The organism is Aliikangiella maris (assembly GCF_040719265.1).
Lineage (GTDB): Bacteria > Pseudomonadota > Gammaproteobacteria > Enterobacterales > Kangiellaceae > Aliikangiella > Aliikangiella maris.
On sequence record NZ_JBFDAH010000008.1, the window covers coordinates 122,426 to 137,125 of the forward strand.

Annotated in this window: 15 protein-coding genes; 4 read left to right on the forward strand and 11 right to left on the reverse strand. The window is 39.1% G+C overall.

The annotated features are described in order from the left end of the window. Positions 1 to 76: 76 nt before the first annotated feature. From accB to ABVT42_RS09645, 6 genes are all read right to left on the reverse strand, one after another. Positions 77 to 535 (reverse strand): acetyl-CoA carboxylase biotin carboxyl carrier protein, encoded by a 459-nt coding sequence (accB, locus tag ABVT42_RS09620; RefSeq protein WP_353874531.1) that lies wholly within the window; start codon positions 533 to 535, stop codon positions 77 to 79. A gap of 59 nt (positions 536 to 594) precedes the next feature. Continuing rightward, on the reverse strand, positions 595 to 1,032 hold the full coding sequence (gene aroQ / locus ABVT42_RS09625) for a type II 3-dehydroquinate dehydratase (protein WP_353874530.1): 438 nt from the start codon (positions 1,030 to 1,032) through the stop codon (positions 595 to 597). Positions 1,033 to 1,194: 162 nt separating this feature from the next. Continuing rightward, entirely contained in the window at positions 1,195 to 2,322 is a 1,128-nt protein-coding gene (locus ABVT42_RS09630; RefSeq protein ID WP_353874529.1) for an SO_0444 family Cu/Zn efflux transporter, read from the reverse strand. 8 nt (positions 2,323 to 2,330) lie between these two features. After that, on the reverse strand, positions 2,331 to 2,762 hold the full coding sequence (zntR, locus tag ABVT42_RS09635; protein ID WP_353874528.1) for a Zn(2+)-responsive transcriptional regulator: 432 nt from the start codon (positions 2,760 to 2,762) through the stop codon (positions 2,331 to 2,333). A 213-nt stretch (positions 2,763 to 2,975) separates the two neighbouring features. Further along, complete coding sequence (locus tag ABVT42_RS09640) at positions 2,976 to 3,533, reverse strand: DUF2390 domain-containing protein (RefSeq protein WP_353874527.1); 558 nt, start codon at positions 3,531 to 3,533, stop codon at positions 2,976 to 2,978. A 25-nt stretch (positions 3,534 to 3,558) separates the two neighbouring features. Then, a complete protein-coding gene (locus ABVT42_RS09645; protein WP_353874526.1) occupies positions 3,559 to 4,884 on the reverse strand; it encodes an amidohydrolase in 1,326 nt (441 codons plus the stop codon). 216 nt (positions 4,885 to 5,100) lie between these two features. Between ABVT42_RS09645 and ABVT42_RS09650 the strand changes: the two genes are divergently transcribed. Continuing rightward, positions 5,101 to 5,730 (forward strand): GNAT family N-acetyltransferase, encoded by a 630-nt coding sequence (locus tag ABVT42_RS09650; RefSeq protein WP_353874525.1) that lies wholly within the window; start codon positions 5,101 to 5,103, stop codon positions 5,728 to 5,730. On the opposite strand, the gene ABVT42_RS09655 is transcribed toward ABVT42_RS09650, so the two are convergent. The 5 genes from ABVT42_RS09655 to ABVT42_RS09675 form a co-directional block, all read right to left on the reverse strand. Beyond that, positions 5,711 to 6,889, reverse strand: coding sequence for a hypothetical protein (locus tag ABVT42_RS09655; protein WP_353874524.1), 1,179 nt, complete (start codon positions 6,887 to 6,889; stop codon positions 5,711 to 5,713). The genes ABVT42_RS09650 and ABVT42_RS09655 overlap by 20 nt on opposite strands. Before the next feature lie 79 nt (positions 6,890 to 6,968). After that, complete coding sequence (locus ABVT42_RS09660; protein WP_353874523.1) at positions 6,969 to 8,543, reverse strand: diguanylate cyclase; 1,575 nt, start codon at positions 8,541 to 8,543, stop codon at positions 6,969 to 6,971. Between the two features lie 185 nt (positions 8,544 to 8,728). Continuing rightward, positions 8,729 to 9,571: an endonuclease/exonuclease/phosphatase family protein gene (locus tag ABVT42_RS09665; RefSeq protein WP_353874522.1), complete on the reverse strand. Its 843-nt coding sequence runs from the start codon at positions 9,569 to 9,571 to the stop codon at positions 8,729 to 8,731. Between the two features lie 17 nt (positions 9,572 to 9,588). Next, a complete protein-coding gene (locus tag ABVT42_RS09670) occupies positions 9,589 to 10,299 on the reverse strand; it encodes a thioredoxin domain-containing protein (RefSeq protein WP_353874521.1) in 711 nt (236 codons plus the stop codon). Positions 10,300 to 10,668: 369 nt separating this feature from the next. Beyond that, complete coding sequence (locus ABVT42_RS09675) at positions 10,669 to 11,265, reverse strand: c-type cytochrome (protein WP_353874520.1); 597 nt, start codon at positions 11,263 to 11,265, stop codon at positions 10,669 to 10,671. Between the two features lie 168 nt (positions 11,266 to 11,433). Here ABVT42_RS09675 and yihA point away from each other — a divergent pair, with 168 nt between their 5' ends. From yihA to arsJ, 3 genes are all read left to right on the forward strand, one after another. Next, on the forward strand, positions 11,434 to 12,045 hold the full coding sequence (gene yihA, locus ABVT42_RS09680) for a ribosome biogenesis GTP-binding protein YihA/YsxC (protein WP_353874519.1): 612 nt from the start codon (positions 11,434 to 11,436) through the stop codon (positions 12,043 to 12,045). Positions 12,046 to 12,160: 115 nt separating this feature from the next. Beyond that, positions 12,161 to 13,168, forward strand: coding sequence for an ArsJ-associated glyceraldehyde-3-phosphate dehydrogenase (locus ABVT42_RS09685; RefSeq protein WP_353874518.1), 1,008 nt, complete (start codon positions 12,161 to 12,163; stop codon positions 13,166 to 13,168). Positions 13,169 to 13,307: 139 nt separating this feature from the next. Next, positions 13,308 to 14,510 (forward strand): organoarsenical effux MFS transporter ArsJ, encoded by a 1,203-nt coding sequence (gene arsJ / locus ABVT42_RS09690; RefSeq protein WP_353874517.1) that lies wholly within the window; start codon positions 13,308 to 13,310, stop codon positions 14,508 to 14,510. Positions 14,511 to 14,700: the final 190 nt, after the last annotated feature.

Consider the following 14,700-nt stretch of genomic DNA (forward strand, 5'->3'; position numbering starts at 1 on the left):
ATCTGATTTATTAAATGTGGAGATGTATTCAACTTGTGAATGTGATCTCCCAACCTGATTGGGGATAATCAGTCGACTATTCGATGATGAATAATCCTTCATCAAATTCAACGGGCTCGCCATCTTCAATCAAAATGGCTTTAACCACTCCTGCGGCATCCGCTTCAATTTGATTCATCATTTTCATTGCTTCAATGATGCACAGGGTATCGCCTGGTTTAACCTGATCGCCAACTTCAACAAATGATTTAGATCCTGGAGAAGGGGCGCGATAAAATGTGCCGACCATCGGTGACTTGACTTGGTGACCTGAAACTTCTTCGGCTGCTGCGCTTGCTGGTTCTGCTGCGGCAACAGGCGCTGCGGCTTGCGCTGCTGGCATGGCTGGCGCAGTAGTATATTGGACTGGTGCAGCTGAAATGGGTGCCGTTGCTCGACTAATGCGAACAGACTCTTCACCTTCTTTAATTTCAATTTCTGCAACGCCCGATTCTTCTAATAATTCGATTAATTTTTTTACTTTTCGAATATCCATAATGACAACACCTTGAAAATAAATAAAAGACTAAAATTAGGATTAATTTGCGTAATTCTTTAGGGTTTTAGCTGGTTAATCACCGCCTGACAGGCCAAGTAATAACTTTGTTCACCAAATCCGGCAATCACGCCTTTTGCCACATCGGTTAAATAAGAGTGACGTCTAAATGCTTCTCGACTGTGCGGATTTGACAGGTGAATTTCAATAAATGGAATATTTACGGCTAACAAGGCATCACGAATAGCGACACTGGTATGAGTAAAGGCGGCGGGATTGATAATAATGTACTCAACTTTATTGGTCATTGCTTGCTGAATACAGTCTACGATCTCATGTTCTGCATTCGACTGCATGAAACTGGCATCTATTCCCGCATTTGAGAATATTTGCAGGCATTTCGCTTCAATTTGCGCCAGCGTTGCCGCACCGTAAATGTCTGGTTCTCGGGTCCCAAGCAAATTTAGGTTGGGACCGTTAACAATTAAAACACTCATAAGTGTTCCATTTAATGGCTAATTTGAAAGTTTAATGGAGGTAAAATACGCTAAATTCGAAGAACTAGCAATAAATATCAATAAAAAAATTATTTCTATTGAAAATTCATTATTTTAAATGAGTTTTTTAGATTATTGCCAGTTTTTCGAAGTTTGACACTTTTAGGCGCTTTTTGTCGAAACCTGTGGGTTTCTCTTATGGAAAGATCGCTTAACTTGCAAGATCAAATTTTTCAGGATGAGCAATGCCAGTATGATTGCGCTGATAATATATACAGGTGACTCATTCATTTCGTGAATATGAGAAGCCACTTTGTTAATTTCGAACCCAAAACTGGCAACTGCCCAGTTGGTGAAATAGCCAATACTAATACTTGCACTAAATATGCTGAATAAGTAAATAAGTAGAACTTTATTCCCCATTTCCTGGCGTATCATGCCCATTGTCGACAAGTTTGTCGCTGGACCCGCAAGCATAAACACTAAAACCGCGCCTGGAGAGACACCCAAAGCCAGAAATCCGGCGGCAATGGGCGTTGATGCTGTCGCACAAATATACATGGGGATCCCTATGAGTGCCATGACTAACATGGCCAGAAAACCATCTCCCCATTGCGTTAAAAAGTCAGTAGGTACCCAGGTTTTTATGGCCGCAGCCAGCAGCAGGCCAATCATTAGCCACTTGATGATATCGTCGAGTAGTTTTCCGGTTGAAAATTGGTACAGATTTTTCAAACGAGTTAATAAGGTAATTGATTCTGGCTTTTTTTGATTTTCAGTCTTTTTCGAAGCGCAGCATGAGTGACTTGAAGACTTTTCTGGATCGGCGTGTACCATGTTTTGTTCATTATTTTGTTCATCTTGGTTAGGCGCTTTCTCGCTGACAAACATGACGAGAATGCCAGCATAAATAGCACTAAAAATTGCCGCAACAGGTCTGATAATCGCCATAAATGGACCTAATAGTGCATAGGACACAGAGATAGAATCAACGCCGGTTTCCGGTGTTGCCACTAAAAAGGAAATGCTGGCGGGTTTTGAAGCGCCTGCTCGGCGCAGGCCAATTGCTGCCGGAATGACGCCACAGGAACAAAGGGGTAAAGGCGCACCAATAAAAGCAGCTTTAATCACCGACAGCAAGTCGTTTTTACCCATATGCCGCTTTAGCAATTCCAGTGGCACCATCCACTTCATTAAACCAGCTATAAATAATCCCAGCAGTAACCAAAGCGATGATTCGGTAAATAGTCCAATAAAGTTTCCAATAAAATTAACAATGTGCTCAAACATAATTTGACCTAATGTTGTTTAAAGTTATTCGGATCTTCAAAAAAATGTAAAATAGAGCAATTAACGGCGCTTTCGTTTCCACCACAGCAAGCGCTGTAAATGTTTTGCAATGCTTGCTTTATTTTTTCGAGATCCTGAATTTTTGCTTCAATTTCACTAATTTTATGACCAGTATAGGTTTTTACTTCTTCACAGGTATGCTCATCCTTATGCAGCTGTAAGCCTAGCAAGTGACTGATTTCCTTTAATGAAAAACCAACTTTCTTGGCTTGTAATACAAAGTTTAAACGATGTAAATCCTGTTCGCTATACAGCCGATAACCTGCCGATGTGCGTTCACTGGCGATTAATAATCCTTGAGACTCATAATATCGTAATGTCTCAACACTGGTATTGGTCTGTTTGGCGATTTCGCCAATTCGAAATAGTTGTTTTTTCATGGAACTCAGTATAAACCCTAAAGTACACTTTAGAGTCAACAGCGATATTAAATTTTACTGAATTAGATTATTAAAAATATGACGTAGAGATTTTGTGGTGACTTAGTTGGTTTAGTTTACATAGCTGGCATCACCTATCAGGTGTTAATGACTGGCATAGCTATTGTGCTGGTATATAAAGACCGAACCATGAATGATATTAAGCTTAGGGATTTACTGATTTTGGCGATTTTGCCAATAGTGTAGCCATAGTTCGGTCAACAGTTCAAAATCTAATGGATCGGCAGGGGCACCGCATAGTGCACCGAGATTATATTGAACCAATTCATTTTTATCTCGTGAGGATGGACAAGCTTTGTTGTTTTCTTCTATCCAGTTTAACAAGCCTGTGACGAGTCGTTGCTGGTGTATTTGTTCAATTTTAAGTTCTGTTTTTAAAATAATATCTTTAAGTTGTGAATATTCCTCTGAGCCATCTGCATGGGAGTCTAATCCAATATCAAAGCGCAGATTGCGTATATTATCTGCCCATGACTTTGCTCGCTCTTCGTCTACTGTCGATTTTTGAGTAAAACTGTTATCTAACTCTATGTTGTAGTAGCTGCTAACCCACAGTGCAAATAGCAATTGATTGATATTTTTACTTTGTTGATCTTGTAGCGCCAGCAAGTGATTACTGACTTGAGGATCAGAGTAAAATTCACCGGAAGATCGCCAGAAGTTTTCGGCTGGCGAATCGGTCGATTGTTTGTCAGGGGGATTATTATTCATACCCCTTAATGATGGTCGCTAATGGCTAATTATTCAAGTAATCAAGTGCCATATTTGAAAGTGTTAACACACCATGCTGTAAAGCTGATTCATCGATATAAAAATCAGGTGTATGGTGTGTGGTTACTTTATCTGCGTAGATATCGGTTGGACGTCCACCAAGGAAAAAGTAAAATCCGGGGACTTTTTGTGCGAAAAACGAAAAGTCTTCTGCACCGGTGATTGGATCAATGAGTAGTATGTTCTGTTCACCCAGGGTTCTGTTTAACGATGGTAACATCATCTCAACCAGTTCGGGATTATTATAAGTGACCGGATAACTGGAAGACATGGGTAAGGCTATGTCGACAGTTGCACCCATACTTTCGGCTATACCTGTGGCGATTTGCTGTATTTTTTGGTGAATTTGTTCGCGCATTGGTTGATTTAGGGCTCGGATAGTACCGGTCATTTCGACCTGTTCGGGAATGATATTTGAGCGTACACCGCCATGAATGCTACCTACAGTCACGACCGCCGCATTTTCGGTCAGCTTTAGTTGACGTGACACAATTGTTTGCAGCGCATTGATGATTTGACTGGAAATAACGATGGGATCGGTACCTGACCAAGGTGCTGAGCCATGAGTTTGCTTTCCTTTAACGCGAATTCTAAAGTCATCAACACTCGCCATAATTCCGCCTGGGCGATAAGCAATCATGCCGACAGGTGTTTGTGATGAAATGTGCAGTCCAAAAATTGCATCAACTTTGGGCGATTCTAGTACGCCTTGTTTGACCATTAGCTCGGCGCCGCCTTCTTCGCCTTCTGGAACACCTTCTTCGGCAGGTTGAAAAATAAATTTAATGGTGCCTTTAATTTCGGATTTTCGCTGGCTGAGTATTTCTGCAACACCCATGAGTATTGCCACATGCGTGTCGTGTCCACAGGCGTGCATGACTCCCACGGTCTGGCCTCCGTATTCAGTAGTTTGGGTTGATGCAAATGGAAGCTGGGTTCTTTCGGTAACGGGTAAGGCATCCATGTCGGCGCGCAGTGCAACCACTTTTCCAGGAAGTGCCCCCTGTAATATTCCCACAACCCCTGTATGAGCAATATCTGTTTGTACGGTTAAGCCAAGCGATTTTAAATGCTTGGCAACTAAGGCTGCAGTCTTGAATTCACGATTAGATAGCTCTGGGTTTTGATGAATATGGCGACGCCACTTGATGACTTTGGGTTCAATTTCTTTGACTTGTTGCTTGAGTTTGCCTGCATCAAGTTCATTGGCGTCAAGAAGTTGGGTTATCGACAATGCCGAGATTAAAAAAATACCCGCAATCTTTGTTGTTTTCTTAATAAATCGATTCATCTGGCTTCCTTTTGTCACTAAAATATGGGATTGAGTTGGCAATATGGCTTAAAATGATTCAATGCATGACCAGTTAACCAAACCCAGCTTACTGTTTTCACGGTGGCGGGACAAGTATTCTTTGCGCTTCTTATAATACAGTCATAGAGTGAAAAAAGGTTTATGGGTGTTAGTCAAAGTCTTCATACAAGAAATACTTAATAAGGAATATTCAAAATGAGTAATCAGAAAAACAATCCATTACAAGTTGCTGAAAATAAAGTGGGCGTTAAATCACACCCTGCACTGATAGCCACGGCTCGAATTCAGCTAAGACCTTTAGAAGTTAAAGATGCGGAAACTGTTTTTATTTATCGCAATCAACCCGATGTATCGTTATTTCAAGGTTGGACACCCGAATCAATTGCTGAGGTTGCGGCCTATGCTGAGCAAATGTGGCAACGCGAACCTGCTTTAGCGGGACACTGGTATCAGGTTGTACTTGAGGGGCGGGAAGGTGAGATTAAAAATAAAATTATTGGTGATGTTGCTTTTTGTATCGAACCACACAGTGGCCAGCAGGCTGAACTAGGCGTTGCGCTGAATGTTGACTATCAACGTAAAGGTTTGGCCAAAGAAGCAATTTTGGGATTATTAGCTTACTTGTTTGAACAATTGGCAATGCACCGTATTCACGTATGTATTGACCCGCGTAATGTACGATCTCTCAACTTGTTTCAAAAAGTCGGTTTTCGACATGAAGGCCATCACCGACAAAGTTGTTGGCATAAAGGTGAGTGGACAGATGATGTTGTAATGGCAATGCTGCGCAGTGAATGGCCAGATATTAAATTGTCTGCTGAATAAATAACCTTAAATGCTGATTGTATTTGGCAAGATAATTTTGCTGTTGAATTAAATCTTGTGGTGATTGGCTAATACATTCAATGTTCAGTGTGTTGTCAGTAAAGTTGAGTTGTTGTAATTGTTTTTTTTCTGAAGAGACCCGCAAGTTAAAATAATCAAGAATCTGTATGATTTGAGAAATTTGCTGTTGTAGTGTCGGTTGTTTTGAAGCAGAACTTAAAACTGTTGGATGATTGCTGATAAGTGCTGAAAATACACTGGCAATCTGCTCAAGCTGTGGCAAATTAAAATTAATTTGTTGGTAGGTTAATAAAGTATAAATTATAAAAATTGCAAGGGATTGATTTGATTGTGTTTCTTGCTGCTTGATATGCTCTAATAAGGTTTTACTCAGTTGTTCTGCTAACAAAATATATTGTTGATTACTATGCCATAAAATTAATTGCGTTAATGCTGAAAGTAATTGAGTACTGGCTATAAGTGATAATGAATCTTTACTGTGAGACGCCATTTTACATTCAATTTTATTTAGCTGATATAGCGAAATTTGTTGTTGGCTTAATCGGGTTGCCAACAGGTTTTCGAGAATTTGTGCCTGTTTAATTTGCATGGTGATGGCGTTTGCTGCAGTTTTTAGATCTTTTTTGTAGCATATTAATATTGGATGCGTTGACTGCGCTTTAGCTTGATCTAAATTTAGATCTAATAGTGAAAAAAGTAATCGACTTTCTTCATCAGACAATATTGTTAATAGTTCATCGGGCGTGAATTGAAAAGGAATTTGGTTTAACGGGTAGCAAGACTGAGTATGACATTGCATTCTTTCATGATCGAATTGGTGTGTCAGTATGTTATTAATAATTTTATGTGCAATAAATAAAAACTGACCATTAAAAAATACGCGATCGGCTAATAGAAAGAACTCAGCAATCAATAAGTTTTGATAACTGTCACAAACCAGGCTGTCATCTTGTTGAATATAGTAGCCACCTTCAATGGCATCGAAATTTTGGGTAAAAATAAAATTAAATACAGCTGTTTCTAATGTATCGCGAGCTTGTGGTGCTAAGTTCAGTTGCTGGTTGGCAATTTGGTGGAGTTGCTGTTTTAACTCAACGAAGGGCTCCCAGCGGGTAAATTGATCAGGATTCAGGCGCATTATTTTTAGTAAAATCGAAAAGCTTTGCTGTAATGGGAAAAAGTTTTTTGTTTGCTAGATAGCAAAATGTTATACCCTGTTAATGATTTCGTTGTGCACGTTGACAGCATACCTGGTCTCGACCTTTTTCTTTCGCGCGATACAATGCCTGATCGGCACGCGAAAATACCGCTTTTGCAGTATCACTGTTTTCAAACTCAGAAATGCCGATAGAAACTGCTACCGAAATGGAATAATTCTCAAATGGAATAATCAAGTCTTTAATGCCTTGACGAAGTTTGTTCATAGCTTTGGTTGCATCTATTAAGGGGGTTTCTGGTAATAAGATGATAAATTCTTCGCCACCAAAACGTGCTACAAAATCTGACTCCCGCAGGCTGACCTGTAAAAAATGAGCAACCTTTTTTAAAACTTCATCACCGGCTTCATGTCCATATTGATCGTTAACCTGCTTAAAATGATCGATATCACAAATGACCAGACTTAAGGGACTGCGATAACGACGCCAGCGGTTATATTCTTGTGTCAGTCTTTCATTATAAGAATAGCGGTTAGGCAGATGAGTTAATGGATCTGTTTGGGCTCGCATTCGCTGTGCAGCAAACTCTTCTTTTAAGCGTGATGATTCATCTTCTGTTGCGCGTAACTGCTCTTGCAGACTTTCGATACTCTTATGTAGAATTTCTCGCTCAGATTCTTGTTCAATGCAAAATTGATTCACTTTTGACACAATCATATCCATTTTTCGATACAACTGTTCTTTGACTTCTGGTAAAGAGGTTGCCGTTTCGACACCCGTTTTGATATCGAGAACACTTCCTTGAATGTCTTGGTCGAGCTGCTCGCTGTTTTTGGCGATGACTTGACTGTAGTGTGAGGTATTGCTGATAAAAGTATTAACCCGCTCAATTCGTTTGTCGAGTGATTTTAAAAAGCGCTCAAGTTGCTCATGTTCATGGCTGGCTATATTGACAAAGGCTCCGGTTATCAATTCTAAAATATCCGCCAGTTCCATAATCGAGTTGAGTAAAGAGACTTTCTCGTTCAATTTTGTAGCAATTTCTCGATAATGATCGATTGCAGATAATTGCTCAATTAAGTGTTGTAACGAGGATCTTAATTCTTCGGGGACATTTGAGGTGAGGGTATCGCTAACTGATGCCGAGTCATCTTTAAAATCTTTTTTAGATAAACGATTAAACAGATTACTAAATAACCCTCCTTGTTTGGCCGGGGGGGCTGTATCGTTTATTTTTGAGACATAGTCCAGTATGACATCAACAATTGATTTAGATATTTTAATCGCCTGCGAACTGGATGAACTTTTTTCAGCTTTTTTTAAAGCTAGTTTTAATTCATTAGGAAGAGGGCTGTTTTTAAATAAATGAAAAAAGTTAGTTTCTTGTTCCAGCACTTCAACTTTTTGATCGAGCTTTTCTTTTTCATCTTCAAGAGTAAGTAATAACTTACTAATTACTTCGACTTGTTGTTTAACCTCTTCAACAGATGCCTCTGACTTAATCAATTCACGCAAATCTTTCAGTGACTCATCAAGATCTTGAGAGATACCCATGCCTACAAAGCTTAGCCGTGAAACACAACGTTTCAACTCTGCTTGTTGTTCGACAAGTTCTTGAATTGGTATGTCAGTCATATTGAAATCGTCTTGGTTCCATTGTGTGAGCAGATCCTAACTACAGGTCTTAGCTAAATATACTGCAATATTGCCTAAATATTAATTTAAATAGTTAATAAAATAGATTTGATTTTCCGCAAATTTACCGGTGTTTAGTTTAGGGTATGTCGTAAGTAAACCGTGTAATACCCTAGTGATCATAGTTAATTTAAAACATATTGTGTGGTTGTTTTAATATTTTGCAGTTTATCAGGAATTTCAATTTCCATCATTATTGGCAGATGGTCTGAAACACCTAACTCCATTACTTGGCAATTGATAATTTTAAGGTTGTTGCTGACCCAAATTTGATCGTAATGGTACTTGGGATTCCAGCGAGGAAAAGTCGGTTGTCTACAGCCAGCCTGAATATCTAAACCCCACTTGGCAAACTCTTCCGCGGCTTGAGTCAGGTCGCAGTTCAGATCGCCCATAATGACATAATAAGGATGATTTTTAAGCAGGTGTCCTATATAAGCCAGTTGTTTGCGTCGGGCTTGTCCACTCAACGCCAAGTGAAGGGATATTACCAGTAGCTGGTGATCGCCTTTGCCAAAGTTTGCCTGAATTGCGCCTCGCCCGGCAATTCGTCCGGGAAGTTTATGGTGAATAATGCAATCGACCGGGTGTTTAGTTAATAATCCATTTGAATGAGCTGCAAATTTACCTAAATGCCGGTTTTGCTGGTGGTGCCAATGCGGGAATCCACCTTTTTGTGCCAAATAGGCTACCTGGTTTATAAATTGGGTTCGTAGACTGCCAGCGTCTACTTCTTGTAATGCGACAATATCAAAATCTTTTAACCATTCTGCGACTTCTGTTAAATGCGCTTGACGTTTTGAATCAGGAAGAATATGTCGCCAGCTTTGCATGACGTAATCTCGGTAGCTATGACTGCCAATACCAACTTGAATATTATAACTGAGTAATTTTAGCCGATTGCGGGTTTGGTAAGAGGAGGCTTGACTAAAAGGTGTTGATGAAGGATTTTGACTAATTTTAATCATGATATCCTAGGTGTAAATTACCGTGTTTCTTGAAGCAAAAAATCAACTATGGCCATTAAGCGATGCAAACTTTTAGCAGAGTTTGCATCGACAGCATAATTTTCTCTAATAATAATAGTCGGAACTTGAGAAATAGAAAATGAATCTGCACGTTTTCGATATTCTTTTTCTGCTTGCCAGATTTTCGCGGTGTCTATGGGTGGAAGTTGTTCTAATTGAAGGTATTTTAATAACCATTGATTAATTAAATCGAAACTGGCTAATGTTGCACAATCTTCAATCAGACACGACTCATAGATTTTTTGTCTGTCTGGTAAATTTTCCAATTCAACTAGTTGTTCAAGCAATGGTTGAATATAGGCTTGTTGACGCCAGTCGGAGTGGGCAACCAGTGGTGTGTAGCGAATAATTAAATCAGGATTTTGTTGTTTATAGTTGGTAAGTACTTGCTCAACCTTTTTACAAGGTTCACAGCCAAACCAGTAAAATAATTCGATATCAGCAATGACCTTTAATTTGTTGAGATCATTAATGTTGTCTTCAATGGTTGAATTAATGACCCAATAGTCCATACCTTGCTGAAATTCGGATTGTATGCTGACCTGATTGATATTGGTGGTTTGCGACTCTGCGGCTAATATTGTTTGTGTTGCATTGACTTTAGACAAAGTCAGCAACGATATAAAAACAATTGAATAGTGGGCAAAATTGCGTTTAATAAAATTCATTAATCAGCGTTTTGTTGTTTTGATGGATGGGCTGTTTTTCATTATACGGTGTTAAATTTGATATGTCTCGTTTAACCCAATTTCAAGTCCTGGAACAAAATTGATTCAAATTTTATAAATTTTTGAAAGAGTTAATGTTAAACCCAATGATCTCAATGTAAACATGAAATAGCGCTGATATGTTAATCAGACTAGGCAGGGGGAATATTCAATATTTGAATTATTACTCTGATAAGAACAGATAAAATGAACTTAAAATCCAGTTGGTTTTACAGGCTATTTGTGCGTTATCAGATGGGCTGGATATAAAAAAGGTGGTTAAAAAACCACCTTTCTATTAACTGAGTTTGATTAATTTGGTCAACTCTATTAGTGCAAGCCAACCATATAATATGCCAGAGCTTCAATTTGTTTATCGCTCATTTTGGCGACAACATCACGCATTACGGCATTTTTATCATTGGCTCGCGCACCACTTCTGAAAGCAATTAATTGAGCTTTAACATATTCTGGATGCTGTCCACCTACACTGGGGAAGCCGGCAGCAGACATACCGTTTCCATTAGCGCCGTGACATGCCATACACGCAGGAATATCACGATTAGAATCTCCACCACGGTAAAGTTGCTCGCCTAACTCAATATACTCTTCGGGTACTGCTGCATGTTGAATCTTTTGGCTGGCATAAAATGCGGCAACGTCTTGGATGTCTTCATCGCTTAAAGTTTGTGCCATTGGCTGCATGGTGGCGCTGGGACGCTCGCCTGATTTAAAGTCATGTAGTTGTTTGATCAAGTATTTTTCATTTTGACCGGCCAGCTTGGGATTAGCTGGAAGTGGACTGTTACCATCAGCAGCGTGACAACCGGCGCACATTGCTGTTTTTGCTTGCCCCTTAGCGGCATCTCCTGCCGAAATACTGCCAGCAAACAAGATTGCCAGCAAACAACCAATAGTTTTAATCATTTTATTACCTTTATTCAATACGGTTAAAAGGAGTTTGACCGATAACACCGTTGACCAATTTATTTAGTGTAAGTCTTGCAGGTTAATGGCCGCAAAACATATACTTACAGGCTATCAAATCGAGAATGCGTGAATTATAGGCAAACGCGGATCAAAAAGCCACAGCTCATGATGAATACGAATAATAACCCGTTTCGGGTTGCCCGCTATTTAATGGGGGCTGCCCAAGTTGACCAGCTACCGCCTGATGAAGGCATTGAGGTTGCACTGGCTGGGCGTTCTAATGCCGGCAAATCGACCGCACTTAATGCTATTACCGAACAAAAAAGTTTGGCCAAAACCAGTAAAACACCAGGGCGAACTCAGCTAATTAATCTCTTTTGCCTGAATGATGGGAGCCGACTGACCGATTTACCTGGGTATGGATTTGCCAAAGTCGCCAAAAGTGTGAAAGAGCAATGGCAGACAACCTTGAGCCATTACCTGCAAAAACGCCGTTGTTTGCAAGCCTTGGTAATTTTTATGGATATCAGACATCCATTGAAAGAAACCGATAAACAAATTATCCAGTGGGCGGTTGCGGCTAATATTCCTATTCATGTGGTATTAAGTAAAGCGGACAAGTTAAAATCGGGTGCGCGTAAGGCCTCAATGCTAGCCGTAAACAAGCATTTGGCGCGACTTTCACCTGAAATTACCTGCCAAATATTCTCTGCGACCCACAAAATTGGGTTAGATCAACTGATTGATAAACTGAAAACCTGGTATGGCTTTGATTAATGTTTTAATTGTCATCATTTTTTAATGAATGACAGTAATTATTCATGCCAGATAATATCTGCTAAAACGCAACGCTGACTAACATATTTTTAAGCAAGTTAACGAGATTCCTGCAATGACTTTAAAAGTGGCGATTAACGGGTTCGGCCGAATGGGGCGATTGTTTTTTCGGACAATATGGAACCAGCCTGAGTTTGAAATTATTCATATTAATGAGCCTGAAGGAACCTGCGAATGCAGTGCTCACTTATTAGCATTTGATTCAGTACATGGTAAATTTTATCCAGACGACATTTCTGCGGTAGATGGAAAAATTATTGTTAATCATCATGCTATTAAGTTTACTCAAGAACGGCAGCTATCGGCTACTCAATGGAAAGATGTTGATTTGTTAATTGAGGCTAGTGGATGTTATCGTCAGACGGCTTTATTTGACGAAGTTTTTGCTCAAGGTGTAAAAAAAATTCTGGTGGCTTGTCCGGTTAAAGATGATGCAACACTGAATATTGCTTACGGCGTTAATCATCATTTATATCAACCTGAGCAGCATCATTTAGTGACCGCTGCATCATGTACGACAAACTGTTTAGCGCCGGTCATTAAAGTATTGCTGGATAATTTTGGTATTGAACAAGGGGCAATGACAACTATTCATGATATTACCAACACGCAACGAATTATTGATAAAGCGCATAAAGATTTACGTCGTGCGCGCTCTTGTGCTGAATCGTTAATTCCAACAACATCGGGTTCAACTACCGCAATAATGAAAATATTTCCTGAATTGGAAGGAAAATTAAATGGACTTGCTGTGCGTGTTCCAACCGTTAATGCTTCAATCGTTGATTTGGTGGTAAATACCCATAAAAAAGTCGATGTACAAACGGTTAATGCTGCTTTTAAATACGCTTCGGAAAATCAGTTAAAAGGTATTTTAGGTTTTGAAACTCGGCCATTAGTATCGGTTGATTATAAAGATGATAAAAGATCGGCAGTGATTGATGCCTTGTCAACACAAGTCACCAATCAAAATATGGTTAAAGTCATTGCTTGGTATGACAATGAAATCAATTATGTCGAACGAATGAAAGACATTGCGCTGATGATTGCAAAACATTATTGATGAGTAAATCCATTAATTAATAAGCCTATTAATTAATACCAATATAAAAAATAAATATTATTATAGAATCAACCTGAGTTGCTGCATCAGAGGAACTTAGTTTGAATATTCGACTTACTTGAGTGGTTAGGTTAAACCAATGTCAGCACTAAAGAGTTATATTACGGTCACTGTGGCTTATTGGGCATTTACTTTGACTGATGGTGCGCTTCGGATGCTGGTTGTGCTCTATTTTCATCAGTTAGGTTTTGATGCATTGTCGATTGCGTTTCTATTTCTATTTTATGAATTATTTGGTGTTGTCACCAATTTGTTAGGTGGTTGGTTAGCTGCCCGTTTTGGCCTGAATAAAACATTATTTGCGGGATTAATTTTACAAGTAAGTGCACTTTATTTGTTAAGTTTTGAAAGCTATTTGAGTGTCGCATATGTCATGTTTGCTCAAGCCATCTCTGGCATTGCTAAAGATCTCAATAAAATGAGCGCTAAAAGTTCGCTGAAATTATTGCTACCACAAGAAGCCGAAGGTACTTTGTTTAAATGGGTTGCCTTATTAACCGGGTCTAAAAATACTTTAAAAGGGGTTGGCTTTTTTCTGGGTGGATTCTTATTGCAATGGCAAGGTTATGAAAATTCACTGTTAACTTTGATGGTTGGATTAAGCACCGTTGCTATTGCTTGCTGGCTGACAATGCCTGGCGAGTTGAATGCTGGTCGAGTAAAGGTAAAGTTTAAACAACTTTTTTCTAAAAGCCCGCTAGTTAACTATTTATCAGCTGCGCGGTTTTTCTTGTTTGGTGCACGTGATGTCTGGTTTGTGATTGCTCTGCCAGTATTTTTACAAACTCAGTTAAACTGGCAACATGCACAAGTCGGTACTTTAATGGCTGGCTGGATTATTTTATATGGTATCGTTCAATCAATCACGCCAAAACTATTAGGGTTTCAGTCACCCACACATGCCCCAACTGCGCGCAATGCAATTATTGCGGTAGCAGGGTTATTATTGGTCCTTTTGGTCATGATTGTCGCAAATTACTTATCTTTAGATATTACTTACAATATTATATTAGGCTTGCTGGGGTTTGCTTTGGTATTTGCCGTAAACTCTGCGATTCATTCCTATTTGATACTGTCTTATTCGGCACAAAAAAATGTGAGTCTTGATGTTGGTTTTTATTATATGTCTAATGCGGCTGGACGGTTAGCTGGTACCTTACTGTCTGGGTTAGTTTTCTTGAAAGCTGGTTTTGTTGCTTGCTTATGGACTTCGGCAATGATGATCTTTTTATGTTTATTGATAACTATTAAATTAAAATATGCCGAAAAGGTGTCTAGTTAAAATCGTGCGCGATTAAAATTACCGTCTATGCAAATCACCTTAAATACTTTATTTTATTCGTAATATCTAATTTATAAATTTTGGGATTGTAGATATTATAAAGATTTTAACTTTTATCTCATTGTGCTGTTCTGACCAATCTTTTTACGCTTTTTTATCCTTTTAAAAATCCTGTGCTAAACTTTGCATA